Source organism: Roseobacter denitrificans OCh 114, from assembly GCF_000014045.1.
GTDB classification, from domain to species: Bacteria; Pseudomonadota; Alphaproteobacteria; order Rhodobacterales; family Rhodobacteraceae; genus Roseobacter; species Roseobacter denitrificans.
Genome location: NC_008209.1, coordinates 2,845,987 through 2,865,471 on the forward strand (window position 1 = coordinate 2,845,987; position 19,485 = coordinate 2,865,471).

At 59.9% G+C, this 19,485-nt stretch carries 20 protein-coding genes; 9 read left to right on the top strand and 11 right to left on the bottom strand.

From position 1 onward, the window contains the following. The first annotated feature begins 75 nt into the window (after positions 1-75). The 3 genes from RD1_RS13660 to RD1_RS13670 all read left to right on the top strand — a co-directional run bounded on the left by RD1_RS13660 (position 76) and on the right by RD1_RS13670 (position 2,792). Positions 76-924: a ferredoxin--NADP reductase gene (locus tag RD1_RS13660; protein ID WP_011569105.1), complete on the top strand. Its 849-nt coding sequence runs from the start codon at positions 76-78 to the stop codon at positions 922-924. A 186-nt stretch (positions 925-1,110) separates the two neighbouring features. Beyond that, the gene (gene infC, locus RD1_RS13665; protein WP_050759089.1) at positions 1,111-1,656 is read left to right on the top strand and encodes a translation initiation factor IF-3; all 546 of its coding nucleotides are present in this window, start codon (positions 1,111-1,113) and stop codon (positions 1,654-1,656) included. Positions 1,657-1,769: 113 nt separating this feature from the next. Continuing rightward, positions 1,770-2,792 (top strand): hypothetical protein, encoded by a 1,023-nt coding sequence (locus tag RD1_RS13670; RefSeq protein ID WP_011569107.1) that lies wholly within the window; start codon positions 1,770-1,772, stop codon positions 2,790-2,792. Between the two features lie 50 nt (positions 2,793-2,842). On the opposite strand, the gene RD1_RS13675 is transcribed toward RD1_RS13670, so the two are convergent. The 5 genes from RD1_RS13675 to RD1_RS13695 all read right to left on the bottom strand — a co-directional run bounded on the left by RD1_RS13675 (position 2,843) and on the right by RD1_RS13695 (position 8,783). Beyond that, positions 2,843-3,634: an FAD binding domain-containing protein gene (locus RD1_RS13675; protein WP_011569108.1), complete on the bottom strand. Its 792-nt coding sequence runs from the start codon at positions 3,632-3,634 to the stop codon at positions 2,843-2,845. A gap of 100 nt (positions 3,635-3,734) precedes the next feature. Further along, positions 3,735-6,107, bottom strand: coding sequence for a xanthine dehydrogenase family protein molybdopterin-binding subunit (locus RD1_RS13680; RefSeq protein ID WP_011569109.1), 2,373 nt, complete (start codon positions 6,105-6,107; stop codon positions 3,735-3,737). 104 nt (positions 6,108-6,211) lie between these two features. After that, the gene (locus RD1_RS13685; RefSeq protein WP_011569110.1) at positions 6,212-6,697 is read right to left on the bottom strand and encodes a (2Fe-2S)-binding protein; all 486 of its coding nucleotides are present in this window, start codon (positions 6,695-6,697) and stop codon (positions 6,212-6,214) included. Between the two features lie 107 nt (positions 6,698-6,804). Beyond that, positions 6,805-7,818: a molybdopterin-binding protein gene (locus RD1_RS13690; RefSeq protein WP_011569111.1), complete on the bottom strand. Its 1,014-nt coding sequence runs from the start codon at positions 7,816-7,818 to the stop codon at positions 6,805-6,807. Next, positions 7,815-8,783: an XdhC family protein gene (locus RD1_RS13695; RefSeq protein ID WP_011569112.1), complete on the bottom strand. Its 969-nt coding sequence runs from the start codon at positions 8,781-8,783 to the stop codon at positions 7,815-7,817. Before RD1_RS13695 ends, RD1_RS13690 begins: the two co-directional genes overlap by 4 nt. Positions 8,784-8,922: 139 nt before the next feature. On the opposite strand from RD1_RS13695, the gene RD1_RS13700 reads away from it, so the two are divergent. Genes RD1_RS13700 through grxD form a run of 3 tightly spaced genes read left to right on the top strand, consistent with a single transcriptional unit; the run spans position 8,923 to position 9,839 of the window. Further along, the gene (locus tag RD1_RS13700; RefSeq protein WP_011569113.1) at positions 8,923-9,159 is read left to right on the top strand and encodes a BolA/IbaG family iron-sulfur metabolism protein; all 237 of its coding nucleotides are present in this window, start codon (positions 8,923-8,925) and stop codon (positions 9,157-9,159) included. 3 nt (positions 9,160-9,162) lie between these two features. Further along, positions 9,163-9,480 (top strand): hypothetical protein, encoded by a 318-nt coding sequence (locus RD1_RS13705; protein WP_011569114.1) that lies wholly within the window; start codon positions 9,163-9,165, stop codon positions 9,478-9,480. Beyond that, the gene (gene grxD, locus RD1_RS13710; RefSeq protein ID WP_011569115.1) at positions 9,477-9,839 is read left to right on the top strand and encodes a Grx4 family monothiol glutaredoxin; all 363 of its coding nucleotides are present in this window, start codon (positions 9,477-9,479) and stop codon (positions 9,837-9,839) included. The genes RD1_RS13705 and grxD overlap by 4 nt, the downstream gene beginning before the upstream one ends. Positions 9,840-9,893: 54 nt before the next feature. On the opposite strand, the gene RD1_RS13715 is transcribed toward grxD, so the two are convergent. Together RD1_RS13715 and RD1_RS13720 are read right to left on the bottom strand one after the other, a co-directional pair. Further along, positions 9,894-10,286 (bottom strand): cell division protein ZapA, encoded by a 393-nt coding sequence (locus RD1_RS13715; RefSeq protein ID WP_011569116.1) that lies wholly within the window; start codon positions 10,284-10,286, stop codon positions 9,894-9,896. Beyond that, positions 10,286-10,777 carry a hypothetical protein gene (locus tag RD1_RS13720; RefSeq protein ID WP_044033148.1) on the bottom strand — a complete coding sequence of 164 codons (492 nt, stop codon included), beginning with the start codon at positions 10,775-10,777 and terminating at the stop codon, positions 10,286-10,288. The genes RD1_RS13715 and RD1_RS13720 overlap by 1 nt, the downstream gene beginning before the upstream one ends. A 275-nt stretch (positions 10,778-11,052) precedes the next feature. On the opposite strand from RD1_RS13720, the gene tkt reads away from it, so the two are divergent. Beyond that, a complete protein-coding gene (gene tkt / locus RD1_RS13725; protein ID WP_011569118.1) occupies positions 11,053-13,098 on the top strand; it encodes a transketolase in 2,046 nt (681 codons plus the stop codon). A gap of 246 nt (positions 13,099-13,344) precedes the next feature. On the opposite strand, the gene RD1_RS13730 is transcribed toward tkt, so the two are convergent. Further along, complete coding sequence (locus RD1_RS13730) at positions 13,345-14,334, bottom strand: DUF808 domain-containing protein (RefSeq protein WP_044033149.1); 990 nt, start codon at positions 14,332-14,334, stop codon at positions 13,345-13,347. Between the two features lie 223 nt (positions 14,335-14,557). Between RD1_RS13730 and gap the strand changes: the two genes are divergently transcribed. Further along, positions 14,558-15,556, top strand: coding sequence for a type I glyceraldehyde-3-phosphate dehydrogenase (gene gap, locus RD1_RS13735; RefSeq protein WP_011569120.1), 999 nt, complete (start codon positions 14,558-14,560; stop codon positions 15,554-15,556). Positions 15,557-15,731: 175 nt separating this feature from the next. Here the strand turns inward: gap and coaD are convergent, their stop codons facing one another. The 3 genes from coaD to RD1_RS13750 all read right to left on the bottom strand — a co-directional run bounded on the left by coaD (position 15,732) and on the right by RD1_RS13750 (position 17,710). Continuing rightward, positions 15,732-16,232, bottom strand: a complete 501-nt coding sequence (gene coaD, locus RD1_RS13740) for a pantetheine-phosphate adenylyltransferase (protein WP_011569121.1) — start codon at positions 16,230-16,232, stop codon at positions 15,732-15,734. An 86-nt stretch (positions 16,233-16,318) separates the two neighbouring features. Continuing rightward, the gene (locus RD1_RS13745) at positions 16,319-16,753 is read right to left on the bottom strand and encodes a CBS domain-containing protein (RefSeq protein WP_011569122.1); all 435 of its coding nucleotides are present in this window, start codon (positions 16,751-16,753) and stop codon (positions 16,319-16,321) included. Positions 16,754-16,813: 60 nt separating this feature from the next. Further along, complete coding sequence (locus RD1_RS13750) at positions 16,814-17,710, bottom strand: LysR family transcriptional regulator (protein ID WP_011569123.1); 897 nt, start codon at positions 17,708-17,710, stop codon at positions 16,814-16,816. A gap of 131 nt (positions 17,711-17,841) precedes the next feature. Here RD1_RS13750 and RD1_RS13755 point away from each other — a divergent pair, with 131 nt between their 5' ends. Further along, on the top strand, positions 17,842-19,341 hold the full coding sequence (locus tag RD1_RS13755; RefSeq protein ID WP_011569125.1) for a CoA-acylating methylmalonate-semialdehyde dehydrogenase: 1,500 nt from the start codon (positions 17,842-17,844) through the stop codon (positions 19,339-19,341). Positions 19,342-19,485 lie beyond the last annotated feature (144 nt).

The window sequence follows — 19,485 nt, forward strand, 5'->3', positions numbered from 1 at the left end:
AAAGCGTCCTGCTTTCAAATTCCAAAAACACTTTCTAAAAAGGCGTGGCAGGTGTAAGCCTGCCTTGACATATCCATGACCGAGCATGCACCCGTGAACAAAGAAGCCGCCACCAAAGTCCCCACCCTGCCCGACGCGCAAACCGTGACCGCCGTGCAGCACTATACTGACCGTCTGTTTTCGTTTCGCGTCACGCGCCCTGCGTCATTGCGGTTTCGTTCCGGCGAGTTTGTGATGATCGGCCTGATGGGCGACCCTGACCCCAAGACCGGCAAACAGAAACCGCTGCTGCGGGCCTATTCGATCGCCTCCCCCTCCTGGGACGATGAGTTGGAATTCTATTCCATCAAGGTGCCGGACGGCCCGCTGACCTCGCGGCTCCAGCACATTCAGGTGGGTGACGAGATCATCCTGCGCCCCAAACCTGTCGGCACGCTGGTGCATGATGCCTTGCTGCCCGGCAAACGGATCTGGTTCTTTGCCACCGGCACCGGATTTGCACCCTTTGCCTCGCTCTTGCGCGACCCGCAAACCTATGAAGATTATGACGAGGTCATCATCACCCACACCTGCCGCGAAGTCGGCGAGTTGAAATATGGTGCTGATCTGATCGAGAGCATCAAGGCCGATGAACTGCTGAACGAGCTGATCGGCGAGGATAACCTCAAGAAACTGCGCTATTATCCGACGACGACGCGCGAAGAGAGCCCAAAGATGGGGCGGATCACGGACCTGATGCGGTCAGGCGATGTTTTTGCCGATCTTGGTGTCGCACCCATGTCGCCTGAGACAGACCGCGCCATGGTCTGCGGCAACCTTGCGTTCAACCTTGAGATCAAGGACCTGCTCGAAGGCTACGGCCTTGAAGAAGGGGCCAACTCGAAACCGGCGCAATATGTGGTGGAAAAAGCCTTTCTTGACTGAAGCTGCCATGTGGCCGGGCCGGTGCGGCGCGGCCTTTCAAAAAGTGGGTTTGCAACATCACAGCGAGGTGCTAAGCGAGTTATGGCTGCTTTTCATCCGCTTACCCTGCATTTGCAGCTTGAAGTAGCACCGGCCTGCGTTTAATTTACGCACGCAGTTTTGTTGAACAATTGAAGGAAGAACATCATCGCTCGCAGACCACACAACGCGCCGCCGCAACGGGAAACCGGGCCACGCGTGAACGAGAAAATCCGAGGGTCAGATATCAGACTGATCGGCGCTGAAGGCGAGAACGTCGGCGTTGTGTCACCCGAACGCGCCATGGAAATGGCGATGGATGCCGGGCTGGATCTGGTTGAAATTTCGCCGAACGCCAACCCTCCGGTGTGCAAGATCATGGATTTTGGCAAGTTCAAATACGAACAGCAAAAACGTGAGAGCGAAGCCCGGAAAAAGCAGAAGATCATCGAGATCAAAGAGGTCAAGTTCCGGCCAAATACCGATACGAACGACTATGACGTCAAGATGCGCAATGTTTTCCGGTTCCTCGAAAACGGCGACAAGGTGAAAATCACATTGCGGTTCCGCGGGCGCGAAATGGCGCACCAGAACCTCGGTCGTGAGTTGCTGGAGCGGGTCGCAGAAGACACCAAGGAAGCCGGGCGCGTCGAAAACTTCCCCAAGATGGAAGGCCGCCAGATGGTGATGTTGATCGGGCCGCTTCCAAGGTAGGCAGTTTTCCGACATTAAACCGATACCATCAAACGCGTTTGCCGGTTGCAAGCGCGTTTTTTCTTTGCGGAATGGTCCTATGCAGATACTGCATACCCCGCTAGTCTGAACATGTGAAAACCACAGCCCCTGAAACCGCGCAGGCTTTGACAGCCGTTCAATCGGCAACGGCGCCAAAGGATTGGCAAAAAGCCCCGGCGGCCCTCTGTCAACTTGCCGCTCTGGCGGATGCGTCCCCCGTGGTGCAGCAGATGAAGGCTCTTCAGTCAAACGCCGGGCAAATCCCGGTCGTGCAGCGCGTAAAGACCGAAGAAGTGCCCCTCACCACCCTCAAAAACCCGGTCAAACAAGGTGCGCGCCTCGCATTGGGCGGTTCTGCGAATGCCACGCCCGCCGCCATACTCGCGACGGCCCGCGCGAGTTATCAGGTGAATCTGGCACGAGGAAGGGCTCTGCTTGCGACGTTGGCAGAACGCCAGGTTGATCCGGACAACGACTTTGAACCGGTCCCGGGAGATGAGGGCACCATGAGCGCCGAGGCGCAAGCGGCGCAAAGTCGAGAAAGCGCAAAGATGTTCAGCGAACGCTACGACTCCCGTATCGGTACCGAAAACAGCAGACCTGACATGGATTACAATATCGCCACCCGTGGAAAAGGCGCGCATGAGGCAGCGTATACCAACATGTATTCTCTGGAAAACAACGCAATTGAAACTGCAACAAATTATGCTTCGCGCGATCCCAATCGCGCCGATGGCGCTTTTCTGAACAACTCTGAGATCTTCTGGAACCAGTGGAACACCGCGGTCAAAAAGGGCGTCAAACCGGTGCGCAAACGGGCCAGCAAGCGCAAGGCAAAGTCCCGAGCGCTTGCGCAGGTGGCGCGGACCTATATCTCAAATGGGGATACCGGTCTGACCGTGCATTACGCGTTGCCGAACGGGGTGTATTTTGACGCTGGCTACGCCGTCACTTTCGGACCGGATCAGGAGGAATTCGCGGCCCTGTTGGGCACACCGAACGGGCGCGCGGTCGGCTACCTGCTGAATGACCATTTCCACGAAATGGATAACCCGAACCACGCAGGTGTCGATGTGGATGGGGATCGTTCGGCGCTGGTTTTCCGGTTTGGATAAACCCGGTCGCCGTGGTCCCGGGTTTATCATTTGTGCCATGCGCGCAGCATTTAGCCTGCTGCAGCAACCGCACGTTTGGTCATGACACCCACGATATGCGCCCGGTAAGCGGCGGTGCCGTGCAGGTCGTTGATCATATCCTCGCTGTCCGCACTCAGTCCGTCCAACGCTTCTGGCGCAAAATTCGCCGAGAGGGCTGCTTCGGCCTCGGCCCAGCGGAACACGCCATCGTTGCTCGCCCCTGTTACGGCCACACGCACACCATCCGCGAACTTGGCGACAAAGACACCGACAAGCGCAAAACGCGAGGCCGGTTGCAGGAACTTCTGATAGCTTGATGCCTCGGGGATCGGGAAGCGGACCTCGGTGATGATTTCGCCCTCTTCAAGGTCGGTCGTGAACATGCCCTGAAAATAATCATCCGCTGCGATCTCGCGGTTGTTTGTCACGATGGTCGCCCCTGCGCCCAAAGCTGCCGCAGGATAGCAGGCGGCCGGGTCGTTGTTGGCAAGGCTGCCCCCGATGGTGCCGCGATTGCGCACGGCAGGATCGCCGATATGGCTGGCCAGCCCCGCAAGGCCGGGGAAGCTGGCCGCCGCATCGCGGGCGACGGTCGCGTGGGTGGTCGCGCCACCGACACACAGCAACCCATCATCATTTTTGCACACGCCCTTCATCTCGGGGATACCGCTCAGACTCACGAGAACGCTCGGGCTTGCCAGGCGTTGTTTCAGCGTTGGGATCAGCGTCTGACCGCCCCCCAGAGCCTGCGCATCTTCCTTGCCCATGGCAGCAACCGCATCGGCGATACTGGTGGGCATTTCCACATCGAAGTTATACATTGTCTTTCCTTTCCAAAGCCGGGAACAGCACGTCGTTTCCTCGGCCTAAAACTCCCTGTTGGGGGCAAGAGGCAAACGCCCCTCGCCCCGTTCAGCGGGATCAGCCCTGCATGGCCGCCCATACCCGCGCCGGTGTCGCCGGCATGTCGATATGTGTGACGTCATGGCCACCCGAGCGCAGCGCATCCACGATGGCATTGATCACGGTCGGCGGTGAGCCGATCGCCCCCGCCTCGCCGCAGCCTTTCACCCCCAGTGGGTTATGCGTGCAGGGCGTCTGACAGGAATGATCCACGATATAGTGGGTCATATCCGGCAGATCATCCGCGCGCGGCATCGTGTAATCCATGTAGGATGCCGTCAGCAGCTGGCCGTTTTCGTCATAGGCGCAGTTTTCCAAAAGCGCCTGACCAATGCCCTGCGCGATCCCGCCATGCACCTGACCTTCGACGATCATCGGGTTGATCACATTGCCGAAATCATCCGCAGAGGCAAACCGCTCGATGGTGACGACACCGGTTTGCGGGTCCACTTCCACTTCGCAGGTATAGGCCCCGGCCGGATAGGTGAAGTTTGACGGATCGTAAAACGCCGTCTCTTCAAGGCCCGGTTCGATGTCCTCCAGCGGGTAGTTATGCGGCACATAGGCGGCCAGCGTCACATCCCCCCAGGCCACGGATTTATCCGTACCAGCCACAGAGAACGCGCCATCCTTAAGCTCGATATCCCCTTCGGAGGCTTCGAGCAGGTGGCTGGCGATCTTCTTAGCCTTGGCGATGATCTTTTCGGTCGCGCGCACCATGGCAGACCCACCAACCGCGATGGAGCGTGAGCCATATGTGCCCATGCCCATAGGCGTATTGGCCGTATCACCATGGACGATCTCGACCATGTTTTCGTCAATGCCGATCATATCGGCCACCACCTGCGCAAAGGACGTTTCATGGCCCTGCCCGTGACTGTGGCTGCCCGTCATCACCACGAGACCGCCAGTTGCATTGACCCGCACCGTCGCGCTTTCATAGAGGCCCGCGCGGGCGCCCAATTGCCCCACAAGGTTCGAGGGCGCAATGCCGCAGGCCTCGATAAAGCAGTTGATGCCAAAGCCGCGCAGCTTGCCTCGTGCCTCGCTCTCCTTGCGGCGTGCCTCGAACCCGGCGCGGTCTGACATCTCCAGCACCTTGTCCATCGTGGCGTGGTAATCACCGGTGTCATATTCAACGGCAACCGGCGTGGCGTAGGGGAATTCGGTGATGAAGTTCTGACGCCGCAATTCCACCGGATCGACCTTAAGTTCAAGTGCTGCCTTGTCGATGACCCGCTCCAGCTGGAACGTCGCCTCGGGGCGGCCAGCGCCGCGATAGGCATCCACCGGCACGGTGTTGGTGAAGACAGCCTTGACGTTCACATAGACCAGCGGGGTCTTGTAATTGCCCGCCATCAACGTGCCATGCAGCCACGTCGGGATAGAGGGCGCAAAAGTCGACAGATAGGCCCCCATATTGGCGAATGTTTCGGTGCGCAGTGCCGTGAAGTTGTTGTCCGCATCCAGCGCCAGTTCGATCTTGGTCACATGGTCACGCCCATGGGCGTCGGACATGAAGGCTTCGGAGCGGCTGGAGGTCCATTTGACCGGACGGTTGCAGGCCTTGGCGGCGAAGGTGCAGAACGCCTCCTCCTGATAATGGAAGATCTTGGTGCCAAAACCACCGCCCACATCCGGCGCGACAACACGCAGTTTATGCTCCGGTATGCCCAGCACGAACGCACCCATCAAAAGCCGGATCACATGCGGGTTCTGCGATGTGGTATAGAGTGTGTGGTCATCCGTGGCCCTTGAGTAATCACCAACGGCGACGCGCGGCTCCATCGGGTTGGCGACCAGCCGGTTGTTGACCAGTTCCAGCGTCGTGACATGCGCAGCCTTTTCAAAGGCTTCATCCGTTGCGGCCTTGTTTTCCTCGACAAAACCCCAGTCATAACAAAGGTTTGAGGGCAGATCATCATGCACTTTGGGCGAGGCATCCGTCACCGCCGCCTTCATATCCACAACCGCGGGCAGTTCGGAGATGTCGAGTTCGATCGCCTCGGCGGCATCGCGCGCCTGCTCCAGCGTGTCGGCAACCACCGCGGCGATCGGCTCGCCCACATGGCGCACCTTGCCATGGGCCAGCACCGGGTGCTTTGGCTCCAGCATCGGTTGGCCGTGCTTGTCGGTGATCTGCCAGCCACAGGGCATGCCGCCCACGGCTTCGAAATCCGCGCCGGTAAACACCCGCACCACGCCCGGCATCCCTTCGGCGGCGGTGGTATCGACCTTGTTCAGCGTGCCATGCGCCACATCAGAGCGCAGGAAAAACACATGTGCCTGCCCCCGGATGTTGATGTCATCTGTGTAATTCCCTGCTCCGGTCAGGAACCGGACGTCTTCGCGGCGCTTTGAACTGGCACCAATGCCTCCATCTTTTGGCATATTACTTCTCCCTTAACTTGCGGTAAGCTTGCCCTCACCCGGCTGGCGCGGCTGCAATACGCGGGGGCACTTAGGCCACCGACGCAGGGCACGCGCATGAATGCTTATTCTGCAGCGATGCTGTCGACGCTTTGCCCGGATGCTGCCATGATCGCCTTGACGATGTTATGATAGCCCGTGCAGCGGCAGATGTTGCCCTCAAGGTAATCGCGCACCTCGGCCTCGGTCGGCTTGGGGTTTTCTTTGAGCAGGGCCGCCGCTGACATGACCATGCCCGGCGTGCAAAACCCGCACTGCAAGCCGTGGTGATCCTGAAATGCCTGTTGCAGCACATTCAAAGACCCATCGGCGTTCGCCGCACCTTCGATGGTGGCAACCTCTGCGCCCTGCGCTTCGGCGGCCAGCATCGTGCAGGCCTTGACCGCCTCACCGTTCACATGGACGACGCAGGCGCCGCATTGGCTTGTGTCGCAGCCCACATGCGTGCCGGTGAGATTGAGTTGATCGCGTAAAAACGATGACAGCAGCGTGCGCCCTTCGATTTCGCCGGACGCGGCTTTGCCGTTCACAGTCATTGAGACCTGTGCCATGGCTTCCTCCCTAGTAGCTTGGTTATTTGTTTGGCCTGAGTTAAGCACGACGATGGCCCCTTGAGAACCACTAATTTCATCGACTTAAGTCGCATGGGCGAAAATTTTCATTCCGCCTGTTTCGAAGCGGCGGCGCGGCGCGGTTGCGGGCGTGTGGGGATTTCCTTGAGCAGACCGCCAACACCCATGCCTGATATATCATCATCGCTCAGCGCAACGCCGCAGATCATCCGTGCCATGACCCAATCCGCCCCGTTCAGTGCCGGGGAACGCGCGCATCCCGGCAGGCCGATGACCCCGCCTTTGCCCAAGGATCCAATGAACAAAAGGTTGCCCGGATCCACCGGCATCCCGAACCGCGCAACCGTCCCGCCCGCCGCGCGCACCGCCTGCGGGGCGACATCATCAATGTCTGAGGTGGCCGACCCTGTCAGGATCAGGGTCAGATCGCTTTCGCCGGCGGTCAGCGCATCCGCCAGATCCCACACGGTATGCGCGACGACAACCGGGCGCGGCAATTCCAGATCGAAAGCCGCGACACGCTGCGCGATGGCACGCCAGCCCTTATCCCCGGCCCCGCCTTCGATATCGCTCACCACGAGGCGGACATTTCGCACCTGCGGCGCAAGCAGACGGATCGCAGCCCTTGCCTGCGCGCAGGCCGCATCAAGCGCCGCGCTCGGCACCGCGTAGGATATGATTTTGATGGTCGCCACCATCCCGCCGCGCTGCATCTGCTGAAAGGGCGGCACGGTCGCGATGGTGATCATCGGGTGAACACGGTTCACCGCCTCAATCGCGGCCACGTCAAGCTGCACGATGCCCGGCCCCACCGCCAACAGATTCACGCGCCCGGTGAAGGCCTGGGTAAGTTCGAGCCCCTGCGCCGCCGGGTCGGGCGCGAAAGCCTCGGCGAGCGCCTGTGCTGCCGGGTTTTCATGCACGTCCTCCGGGTCCAGCTTCGCAACGATCACCTCGGAAAGACCGGCCGCCTCAAGCGCCTTGATGTCGTTTTCATCAAGGCTTCGCCCTTTGCGCAGACGCCTTTTGCCATTCAGCCCAACCGAATGCGCCAGAACGGCCCCTTCGGCGTCAGATAAAGGCACAGGACCGAACTTCATGCCCCGCGCCTCAGGCTTTGCGTCATTTCAGCGAGGATCGACACGGCAATTTCCGGTGGACCCGATGCGCCGATATCCAGCCCGACAGGGCCATGAATGCGTGCGATTTCCGCAGGGCCAAACCCGGCATCCTGAAGCCGTGCGACCCGTGCTGCATGCGTGCGTTTTGATCCGAGCGCCCCGATGTAGAAACACGGGGATTTCAGCGCCAGATGCAAGGCGGGATCGTCCAGTTTCGGATCATGGGTCAGCAAAACCAGTGCTGTGCGCGCATCAAGCCCGACCTCGGCCAGCGCTTCATCCGGCCAATCGGCGAGGATCTTTTCACCGGGAAAGCGCGCTTGCGAGCCGAATGCGCCGCGCGGGTCGATGATCACCGGGTCATATCCGGCAATACGCGCCATCGGCACCAGCGCCTGCGCAATATGCACCGCCCCCACAATTGCAAGGCGCAAAGGCGGGTTGTGAATGGCCACAAAGACCGCGCCATCCGATTCAAAACCGGACTGGTCGCGCGCGAACCGCTCCGGGTAGGCGTCCTGCACCAGACGGCGCGCTCCGGTGTCGAGGTTGACCTCAAAGGCGACGGACTGCCGTGCGGCGCGTGCTGTGACCAGTGCTTTCAGAGTATCCGCCGGAATGACCGCGCCAACGGGTTCGACCAGCACGCGGATCGTTCCCCCGCAGGCCAGCCCGACCGCAAAGGCATCCCCATCGCTCACGCCATATTCGAGCAGGCGCTGTTCGCCCTTTTCCAGCGCTTCCATGGCCTCAAGCACAACCGCCCCCTCGACGCAGCCGCCAGAGACGGAGCCCTGCATTTCGCCATCCCCCGCGATCACCAACTGCGCGCCGGTGCGCCGGGGGGCAGACCCCCATGTCTCAACCACCGTCGCCAGAACCGCCCCGCGCCCTGACGTGTGCCAGTCCAGCGCCTGTTCCGGTGCGTTTTCAAAAACATCCATCTCGTTCCTCCCCCGACCGCAGCGGTGTCGCCCAAGACGCCCCGCTTTCGAAATATGCATCAACCCTGTCAAATTGACATCTTGTTCCGACGCGCGCCTCCGACTACATCTAACGTGCAAAACGAAAGGGAGCCAGACCATGCCCATGCAAGCCCACGAGATCGAAGACCTTTTGCGCCAAAGCTTTCCTGACGCCACCATTCAGGTGCACGGGGATGACGGCGTGCATATGGCCGCGATGGTCGTGGACGAAAGCTTTCGCGGCAAGAACCGCGTGCAGCAGCAGCGCGCGGTTTATGCGGCCCTCAAAGGGAAAATGGATGGCTCGCAAGGTGAGTTGCATGCGCTTGCGCTGACAACAAAGGCACCGGACTGAGTGATGTCCCTCTGGCACTGGCTGACATATCCGTTCAGACCCGGCCAGCGGCGGCCGCTGTCCTATCGTCAACCGCAACCGATTGGCGATCAGACGGGCGAAACACCTTTGGGTCTTGAAGCGATTGATATGTCTGTGATCGATTCCGTAAACCGGCGGAATGCATCGCTGGAACGGGCGAATGCACCGATCGTTCGCTCCAAGGGCACATCGGGATTTTTCAAGATCACGGACACCCCGGTGGTTCCGCTGAAAGATGATGAAACCTACGCTGCGCGATACCATCGCGCGTACAACCAGAAAAAAGGCACCTCAAAATGACCGAGACAACAACCAGGATCCAGGAAACAATCACCGCCAACGATGTTGTGCTTTTCATGAAAGGCACGAAAGAGATGCCGCAATGCGGGTTTTCCAGCCGAGTAGCGGGCGTGTTGAACTACATGGGGGTGGATTTTTCCGATGTGAACGTGCTCTCGGATGAGTCGATCCGTCAGGGGATCAAGGATTTTTCCGACTGGCCCACGATCCCGCAACTCTATGTCAAAGGTGAATTCGTCGGCGGCTGCGACATCATCACCGAAATGACGCTATCGGGCGAGTTGGACACGCTGTTTGCGGAAAACGGTATATCGTTCGACAAGGACGCGGCGGATAAGATCCGCGAAGCCAACGGCTAAGCACCGCCCCTCACTGCTGATCAAGCGCTGTCCGTTCGGGCAGCGCTTTTTCGTTTACCCCGCGACCTTTTCATCGACCGATGCGGCCAGTGCCTCGGCCCGTGCCGCCAGTTCGGCCAGCGTGTCCGACACCGATTGCGGCACCACCGGCACCTCGATCTTTTCGGGTTCGGCGCGCTGCTGTTTCAGGGCGGAAAGCTCGGCCTCCGTTTCATCCAGCTGCGCCTGGATTTCAGCGGCACGGTCTTCGACGCTGGCGGTCTTATCGGCCAGCATCAGACCGGCCATCAACAACATGCGCGCTTCGGGCAAACGTCCGACCTGCTGGGCCAGCACCTGCGCTTCGTCATCCAGCATCTTGGCGGCGGTATGCAGGTAATGCTCCTCGCCCTCCTGACAGGCGACCTCGAATTCACGCCCGCCGATGGAAACTTGAACCTCAGGCATCAGTGCGCCTCCTCTGTGTCTTGTGATGTGGCACTTGCGGCCAGTAGCGGCGTCAGGGCTGACAGTATCTGATCGGCCTCCAGAACCTCGGCACGGCGCATCGCGCGGATGGCGTCCAACTCTGCCTCCATCGCCTTGTTGATCAGGCTCGCATCGCCAACCCCTTCGGCATTGGCCTCGCGCAAGGCCCCGCACGCCTCCGACAAAAGCCCGTTCGCTTTCTTGAGTTTCTGCAATTCTTCGTCCAACGCGGCCACCCGTGACGTGGCCTCTTCGGCTTTGGTTTCCAAGGCGGCAATCGCCTGATCCTGACGCTCTGCCAGCACCCGGACGCGCTCGGTCAGCTGAGCGTTGACCTGTTTTTCCTCCGCCAGCGCCTGCTGCAGCCCCTCGACCTCGCCGCTGTCGTTCTTGGCCAGCGCATCAACGCCCTTCGCGACACGGTCCATGGCGGCCAGAATTCGGCCATTCAACTCTTCGATATCACTCATACCCACCTCATCTGTATTTCTACGCGCCCGCCCCATCACCCTGCCCGGTTTTGGCGAATCGACACCTGCTCGGGCAATCGTACCCCTATCGTGACGACACAACAAATGCGCTTTTCAATCGCTTCAACGGGTTGCGCCTTTGTCTTCAAGTGCGCGGCTGGTTTTGGCCTGTCCGGCCCTTGATCTTTACGGGCGGACTGATATGCAACGCCCAACACTGACTGGAATAAAAACGTCCCGCATCGCGGGGTTACAGCCGACAAAGGAAGCTCCTCGTGGATCTCAAAGCACGCGCCGCTGCGCACCCGGACCACTGGTCCAAAGCCAATGCAATTCGCGCACTGGCCCTGGACGCCGTCGCCGCTGCGAATTCGGGCCACTCGGGCATGCCCATCGGGATGGCGGATGCAGCCACGGTTCTGTTCGAAAAACACCTGAATTTCGATCCTACCGCCCCGAACTGGCCCGATCGTGACAGGTTCATCCTGTCGGCTGGCCATGGTTCCATGCTGCTTTACGCGCTGCTGCACCTGACGGGCTACGAAGACATGACGCTGGAGCAGATCAAGAATTTCCGCCAGTGGGGCGCGATCACGGCCGGCCATCCGGAATATGGCCATGCCACCGGCATCGAGACGACAACCGGGCCCTTGGGACAGGGCATCTCCAACGCCGTGGGCTTTGCCATGGCCGAAGAGATCCAGCGCGCGCACTATGGCAAGAAGGTCGTGGATCACTATACCTATGTCATCGCGGGGGACGGCTGCCTGATGGAAGGTGTGAGCCAGGAGGCGATCACCCTTGCCGGGCGCCATCAACTGTCCAAGCTGGTTGTGCTCTGGGACAACAACAACATCACCATCGACGGCCCCGTCAGCCTGTCGGACCGCACGGATCAGGTCGGACGTTTCGTTTCTGCCGGCTGGGATGTGATCGAAATTGACGGCCATGACCCCGTGGAAATCGACGCCGCCCTCACGCGCGCCAAGAAGAACCAGAAACCGACGATGATTGCCTGCAAGACGCATATCGCGCTGGGGCACGCAGCGCAGGATACCTCGAAAGGGCACGGCGCGCTGACCAATGCAGAGCAGAACACCGCCGCCAAGGCCGCATGGGGCTGGACAACCGGCCCGTTTGAAGTGCCCGATGCCGTTCTGCAAAGCTGGCACGCCATCGGTGCGCGGGGCAAAGCCGCGCGCGAGGCGTGGGAAGCCCGCTTTGACAGCCTGCCCCGCGGCAAGCGCGAGACGTTCAACCGCGCCTATGCGCTGGAGGTGCCCAAAAAGCTGAGCGCGACCGTCAAGGCGTTTAAAAAGCAGATGTCAGAGGGCGCGCCCAAACTGGCCACCCGCGCAAGCTCCGAGAAAGTCTTGGAAGTCATCAATCCGATCATGCCCGAAACCGTTGGTGGATCGGCTGACCTGACCGGGTCCAACAACACCAAGACCAGCGATCTCGGCGTCTTTGACACCGATAATCGCGGCGGGCGCTACGTTTACTGGGGCATTCGCGAACACGGTATGGCGGCGGCCATGAACGGCATGGCCCTGCATGGCGGTTTGCGGCCCTATGGCGGTACGTTCATGTGTTTCACGGATTACGCACGCCCCGCCATGCGTCTGGCCGCGCTGATGAAAATCCCGACGGTCTTTGTGATGACCCACGACAGCATCGGTCTGGGCGAGGACGGCCCCACCCACCAACCGGTGGAGCATCTGGCGATCAGCCGGGCGACCCCCAACACCTATGTCTTCCGGCCCGCCGATACGATTGAAACCGCAGAAAGCTGGGAGCTGGCCCTGTCGAGCAAAACCACGCCTTCGGTGCTCTCGCTGACACGGCAGGGCCTGCCGACAGTCCGCACCGAGCACAAGACCCGCAATATGGTCGCGCAAGGCGCTTATGTGCTGGCAGATGCGGTTGGCAAACGACAGGCGATCCTGATGGCGACGGGTTCGGAAGTATCACTGGCCATGGCAGCGCGCGATATTCTGCACGCCGAAGGGATCGGCACGCGGGTCGTGTCCATGCCCTGCTGGGAGCTCTTTGAAGAGCAGGACGAGGCCCTGCGCAAACGTGTCCTGCCCGGCGGCCCGGTCCGCGTGGCAATTGAAGCAGGCATCCGCATGGGCTGGGACCGCTGGCTCTTTGGCGAACGGGGCAAGCGCGAGAAATCAGGCTTCATCGGCATGCATGACTTCGGGGCCTCCGCGCCTGCGGATGTTCTGTTCAAGGAACTGGGCATCACCGCCGAGGCCGCAGCGCAGAAAGTGCGCGATCTTCTGGCGGGCAAATGGAAACCCGATACGCGCGTCTAGAGCCTCTGACGAAATATCTGAAACATCACGTAACGCGTTGAAACCCTTGATTTCAGGCAGCGTTGCGTGACTAAGGTTTATCGCATGCCGCTTCAGCCGGTTACGTTCCGGGACCATGATCAAAACGCCGCGATATCCCATCGCGGCGTTTTTCGTCTGCGCAGGGTGTGCAGAATGGAGTCCCTGCGCAAAACAACGCAGGGCGGATGCCCAGTATCGCGGCTCTGAACCGCAACGGCATGACCGTCAATGAGATGTGCCTGCCTTACCCTTGCCGAACACCGCGCGCCACAGTGGCGTGACGAGTCTTTCCCCCACAGGGATCAGCGCAAGACCCAGCATCAGCCCCAGAATACCATCCAACAGCGCCGTCGTGGCCCATTCACCGAAGCCGACAAACCTGTCCGGCAGGCTGTGCCCGACCGCATGGGCCAGATCGTGAATGGCGTGATAGGGCCACCCTGCCCCCAACGCCTCCAGCCCGTGCACAACGATGTTTCCGCCGACCCAGAGCATCGCAGCCGTCCCGATCACCGTGAGCGCCTTCATCACATGCGGCATGGCGCGCACGATCCCGCGCCCCAGAACCTGCAACACGGCATTGCGCCCTCTGGCGGCCATTGCCAGCCCCACGTCATCCGCCTTTACGATGATGGCAACGGCCCCGTAAACCGCCACTGTGATCATGACCGCCACCGTGGCGAGTGTCGCCGCCTCCATCCAGAAATTGCTTTCGGGGATCGCGGCCAGCGAGATGGTCATGATTTCCGCCGAGAGGATGAAATCGGTCTTGATGGCTCCTTTGGCTTTCTCCTCTTCGAGGTGCGCCATGTCTTCGACCTCGTCAGCGGCCTGCGGGTAATCGAGATGCCCATGCCCGCCGATCCCAAGGGCATGGGCGACCTTTTCAGCCCCCTCAAAACACAGATAGCCCCCACCCAGCATCAGCAGCGGCACAATCGCCCACGGCGCAAAATGATTGAGCGCCAGACCGACAGGCAACAGATAGACCAGCTTGTTGATCATCGACCCTTTGGCAATGCGCCAGATGATCGGCAGCTCACGCTCAGCAGAAAACCCCTGCACGTATTTAGGCGAAACGGCCGCATCATCAATCACCGCACCCGCCGCCTTTGAACCCGCCTTGGCCGCCTGTCCGATCACGTCATCCACCGAGGCGGCGGCGACTTTTGCAATGCCCGCCACATCGTCCAGCAGTGCCAAAAGTCCGCTCATTGATATGCCCGCACGGGTGCGACTCCCTGTTTCCAACGCTGTGTTGGATTGTCGCTGGTTCAAAGACAATTTACCACCTTCGCTTTTCGTTGGCGCAAACATGGGGTGAGGCGACAGCAGGTTTAACGCTAACACACGGAAAACACGTCGATTTAGTCATTCCCCGAAGGCCACAGGGGCGTTATACAGCCCCCAGATGAGGCGTGATGTGGAGACAGGTGAAATGACGATCAAAGTAGGTATCAATGGGTTTGGCCGTATCGGTCGCTGTACGCTGGCCCACATTGTAAGCTCCGGGCGCAACGACATCGACGTGGTCGCCGTCAACGCCACCGGGCCGCTGGCCACAGCGGCGCATCTTCTGAAATACGACAGCGTGCATGGCCGTTTTCCGGGCGAGATCGTGACCGGGGCCAATACGATGGACCTGGGGCGCGGGCCCATTCGCATGATGTCCAGCTACGATATGAACGATCTGAACTGGGAAGGTGTTGACGTGGTGTTGGAATGCACCGGGCAGCACAATGATGGCAACAAGGCCAAAACACATATCGAACGGGGTGCCGAACGGGTTCTGATTTCCGCCCCGGCCAAGAATGTTGACCGCACGGTCGTCTTTGGCGTGAACCACCGCGACATGATCTCAAAGGATGCGGTCGTCTCGAACGGGTCCTGCACAACGAACTGTCTTGCCCCGCTGGCGAAGGTGCTTGATGAAGCCTTTGGCATTGAACGCGGCGTGATGACCACCATCCACTCCTATACCGGGGATCAACCGACGCTGGATCGACGCCACAATGATCTATACCGCGCACGTGCGGCGGCCATGTCCATCATCCCGACCTCAACCGGTGCCGCGAAGGCGCTCGGAGAAGTCCTGCCCAACCTCGCCGGCAAGCTGGATGGCACCGCCCTGCGCGTGCCGACCCCAAACGTGTCCGCCGTTGATCTGACATTCGAAGCGGGGCGCGACGTCACGGTCGAAGACGTCAACGCCGCATTGCAGGAAGCCGCCTTGGGCCATATGTCCCGCGTGCTTGCCTATGATGATGAGGCCAAAGTGTCGGTGGACTTCAACCACACGGAGCACAGCTGCATCTTCGCACCGGATCAGACCAAGGTGGTGGGCGGGCGCACCGTGCGTGTCCTGGCGTGGTATGACAACGAATGGGCGTTCTCTGCGCGGATGGCTGATGTCGCGGTCGCGATGGGTCGCCTGTAACGCGCAACGGCCCTGCACCCAGCACAGTTTCGGCGGACTGCCGTGCCTCCTCAGGCGCGGCAGTTTTTCGTTGAATGACGAGAACTCTGCGCATGCTACGCAAGGCAAAGTCGGCTACTCTATTATATTTTCACAATAAAAACAACATATAATCGAACACTTCTAAAGTGATGGATTAACCCGCCCTGCCGATTTTGTTCAAAAGGGCCGCGTTCACTTCGGGCGTGACAAACTTTTCGATGTCGCCGCCAAGACGGGCGATCTCCTTGACCAGTTTGCTTGCGATGGCCTGATGTTCGGCCTCGGCCATCAGGAACACGGTCTCGATCGTATCATCCAACTGCCGGTTCATGCCTACCATCTGATATTCGTATTCAAAATCCGCCACCGCGCGCAATCCGCGCACGATAACTGTCGCGCCAACATCGCGCGCACAATCAATCAACAGGTTTTCAAAAGGATGGGTCACAATCTCCAGCCCGGTCATGGCGGCGATCTTGATGGATTCAGCCTCCACCATCGCCACGCGCTCTTCGAGACAAAACAGCGGGCCCTTGTCCCGGTTGATCGCAACCCCGATCACCAGTTTGTCGAGCAGCGCGCTTGCGCGCCGAATAATGTCGAGATGCCCGAGGGTGATGGGATCAAAAGTGCCGGGATAAAGGCCAACGCGCATCAGACCCTCCTGTCGTTTTAAATTGGGGCCAAACGACCACTGTCAGCGAATATTTGCAAGAGTTTGCAGGTGAGTTTGCAAAGGGCTCAATGGCCCATGATCATGCCTTCAAGCGCATCTTTTTCCATGGCCAGTTCCATCAGCCGCGCCTTGACCACATCCCCGAGCGAGATCAGCCCCTGTAACGCGCCCTCTTCGACAACGGGCATATGGCGAAACCGGCCTTCGGTCATTTGCTTGAGGATGGCGTCGGCCTCGTCATTGCTTTTGCAGGTCACGATTTTCGACGTCATCAGGCTTGCAACCGTATGCGACAAACACCCCGCCCCGCGCGCGCCGATTTCGCGCACGATATCGCGTTCCGATAGAATCCCATCCACTGCCTTGCCATCGCTGGACACCACGACCGTGCCGATGCCCTTGTCCGACAGAATGCGCGCCGCTTCCGAGATATTCATCGTCGGGGGCACGGTGACCACATCATGCTGTTGTTTGGTTTTCAGGATTTGAGAAACAAGCATGATGTACCCCTTGGCTGGCTGGTTGTGCTCCCTCAAAAGTCACCGCAAAGCGCAAACAAGTCAAGTCAGCGCTTCAAGGCGCGCAACTTCGGCCCTCAGACCGTTACACAACCTGTCGGCGAACCGACGCAGCCGCGCATTGCGCCGGTCGTCTTCGTGTCGGATCAGGTAAAATACCCGCGTCAGGCTGACTTCATCTGTCAAAATGCGCGCAACCTCGGGGGCTGCGGACAGGGCGAAATCATGCACGACCCCGACGCCCCCACCCTGCCGGATGAGGTTGAGTTGAACCGAGACAGAATTTGACGCCAGCGGCACCTTGGTCAGGCCAATCTCTTCGAGATAGTCGAGTTCGCGGTCAAAGATCATATCCGCGATGTAGCCCACCACATTGTGGCGGGCCAGATCCGCAACCGACCGGATCGCCCCGTTGTCACGGATGTAGTCCCGCGACACTGCCAGATGCAGCTTGTAATCAGTGATTTTCTGCACGATCAGCCGCCCGGCGGTCGGCGCGCTGACGGCAATCGCCATATCGGCTTCCCGGCGCGACAGGTTAAAGACCCGCGGCAGGGCGACGATCTGAATTTCCAGATCCGGGTTTTCCTTCAGAATCGCGGCACAGACCTGGGGCAACAGATAATTCGCCGCCCCATCCGGCGCACCGATGCGAATTTGCCCGCTCAGACGGTCCGACTGTTCCTGCAGCACGGCCACTGCCGCACGCATCGCGGTCTCGGCCTGTTCGGCGCGCACCAGAAGGGCCTGTCCGGTTTCGCTCAAGGCATAGCCCTGCGGGGATTTGGTAAACAGAACGGTTTGCAAAGCGGCTTCCAGCTTTTGAATACGCCTGCCGACCGTCGCCGGATCCAGACGCAACCGCTTTCCTGCCCCGGACAGGCTATTGTCGCGTGCGACCGCGAGGAATATCCTCAAATCGTCCCAATTGGTTTGCAATGCCGCCACCTGTCTTGCATTTATGCAAAATGAATTTGCCATAAAGGCCCTTTATGGATGATTTTTGCAAGGCTATATCTGCCAGCATCGCGCAGCGACCGGCGCAGACACAGACCATGAGGGAGAGATCGATGCAGGACCTGACACATTACTTGAACGGGGAACATGTCGCGGGCACGTCGGGGCGCTTTGCCGATGTGATGAACCCGGCGACGGGCGAGGTGCAGGCACGGGTTCCGCTGGCCTCAAGCGCTGAAATCGACCGCGCTGTGGAGATCGCTGCATCCGTTCAACCGGCCTGGGCCGCCATCAACCCACAGCGGCGCGCGCGGGTCTTGATGAAATTCGTCGACCTGTTGAACCGCGACATGGACAAACTGGCCGAGGCGCTCAGCCGCGAGCACGGCAAGACGCTGCCCGATGCCGCAGGCGATGTGCAGCGCGGCCTTGAGGTCGTCGAATACTGCATCGGTGCGCCTCATCTGCTCAAGGGTGAATACACCGACAGCGCCGGTCCCGGCATCGACATGTATTCCATGCGTCAGCCGCTTGGGGTTTCGGCGGGTATCACGCCGTTCAATTTCCCGGCCATGATTCCGATGTGGATGTTTGCCCCGGCCATCGCCTGCGGCAACGCCTTTATCCTCAAACCATCCGAGCGCGACCCGTCGGTACCGCTGATGCTGGCGGAACTGTTCGAAGAGGCCGGTCTGCCCAAGGGCGTTTTGCAGGTCGTCAATGGTGACAAGGAAGCGGTCGATGCGATTTTGCACCACGATGTGATCCAGTCCATCGGCTTTGTCGGCTCGACCCCCATCGCCGAATATATCTATGGCACGGGCTGTGCGAACGGCAAGCGCGTGCAGTGTTTTGGCGGCGCCAAAAACCACATGATCATCATGCCCGACGCCGATATGGATCAGGCTGCCGACGCACTTGTTGGCGCAGGCTACGGGGCGGCGGGTGAGCGCTGCATGGCGATTTCCGTGGCCGTTCCTGTGGGAGATGAAACGGCGGATCGGTTGATCGAAAAGCTGGTGCCCCGGATCGAAAAGCTCAAGGTCGGCCCCTACACGGCGGGCAATGATGTGGATTACGGCCCCGTGGTAACCGCAGCAGCGAAGGCCAACATCGAACGTCTGGTCGAAACCGGCGTGGCACAAGGCGCGAAACTGGTTGTGGATGGCCGGAACTTCAACCTGCAGGGCTATGAAAACGGGTTTTTCATCGGGCCGCACCTGTTTGATCATGTGACCAGAGACATGGACATCTATAAGCACGAAATCTTTGGCCCCGTGCTGTCCACGGTCCGCGCGCAGTCTTACGAAGAGGCGTTGAGCCTTGCGATGGATCATGAATACGGCAATGGAACCGCGATCTTTACGCGCGACGGTGACGCCGCACGGGATTTTGCAAACCGAGTCAATGTCGGGATGGTCGGGATCAACGTGCCGATCCCGGTGCCGCTGGCCTATCACACCTTTGGCGGGTGGAAGAAATCGGTATTTGGCGATTTGAATCAACACGGGCCGGACGCATTCAAGTTCTATACACGGACCAAGACCGTCACATCGCGCTGGCCCTCGGGCATCAAAGAGGGCGGCGAATTCTCCATCCCCGTAATGGAATAACTATTAGGCTGCGCCGGGGTTTGCCCGGCGCAGCATGGGTTTTGCGGGCAGATACCCCATGCAACGGGCACAGGCTGCGCCGTGGCTTGCCTCCCCCCTGCGCGCGCGCAATAAACAGCGTAAACCTGAGCCGGAGAGTGCCCC

Bases quoted from the DNA above. Each gene is read 5' to 3' on its own strand.
- RD1_RS13680 (WP_011569109.1), bottom strand. From the start codon at position 6,107: ATGCCAAAAGATGGAGGCATTGGTGCCAGTTCAAAGCGCCGCGAAGAC.
- RD1_RS13755 (WP_011569125.1), top strand. From the start codon at position 17,842: ATGCAGGACCTGACACATTACTTGAACGGGGAACATGTCGCGGGCACG.
- RD1_RS13685 (WP_011569110.1), bottom strand. From the start codon at position 6,697: ATGGCACAGGTCTCAATGACTGTGAACGGCAAAGCCGCGTCCGGCGAA.
- RD1_RS13720 (WP_044033148.1), bottom strand. From the start codon at position 10,777: ATGAGTGATATCGAAGAGTTGAATGGCCGAATTCTGGCCGCCATGGAC.
- RD1_RS13690 (WP_011569111.1), bottom strand. From the start codon at position 7,818: ATGAAGTTCGGTCCTGTGCCTTTATCTGACGCCGAAGGGGCCGTTCTG.
- RD1_RS13715 (WP_011569116.1), bottom strand. From the start codon at position 10,286: ATGCCTGAGGTTCAAGTTTCCATCGGCGGGCGTGAATTCGAGGTCGCC.
- RD1_RS13660 (WP_011569105.1), top strand. From the start codon at position 76: ATGACCGAGCATGCACCCGTGAACAAAGAAGCCGCCACCAAAGTCCCC.
- grxD (WP_011569115.1), top strand. From the start codon at position 9,477: ATGACCGAGACAACAACCAGGATCCAGGAAACAATCACCGCCAACGAT.
- RD1_RS13700 (WP_011569113.1), top strand. From the start codon at position 8,923: ATGCCCATGCAAGCCCACGAGATCGAAGACCTTTTGCGCCAAAGCTTT.
- RD1_RS13745 (WP_011569122.1), bottom strand. From the start codon at position 16,753: ATGCTTGTTTCTCAAATCCTGAAAACCAAACAACAGCATGATGTGGTC.
- RD1_RS13705 (WP_011569114.1), top strand. From the start codon at position 9,163: ATGTCCCTCTGGCACTGGCTGACATATCCGTTCAGACCCGGCCAGCGG.
- RD1_RS13675 (WP_011569108.1), bottom strand. From the start codon at position 3,634: ATGTATAACTTCGATGTGGAAATGCCCACCAGTATCGCCGATGCGGTT.
- coaD (WP_011569121.1), bottom strand. From the start codon at position 16,232: ATGCGCGTTGGCCTTTATCCCGGCACTTTTGATCCCATCACCCTCGGG.
- RD1_RS13695 (WP_011569112.1), bottom strand. From the start codon at position 8,783: ATGGATGTTTTTGAAAACGCACCGGAACAGGCGCTGGACTGGCACACG.
- gap (WP_011569120.1), top strand. From the start codon at position 14,558: ATGACGATCAAAGTAGGTATCAATGGGTTTGGCCGTATCGGTCGCTGT.
- RD1_RS13730 (WP_044033149.1), bottom strand. From the start codon at position 14,334: ATGAGCGGACTTTTGGCACTGCTGGACGATGTGGCGGGCATTGCAAAA.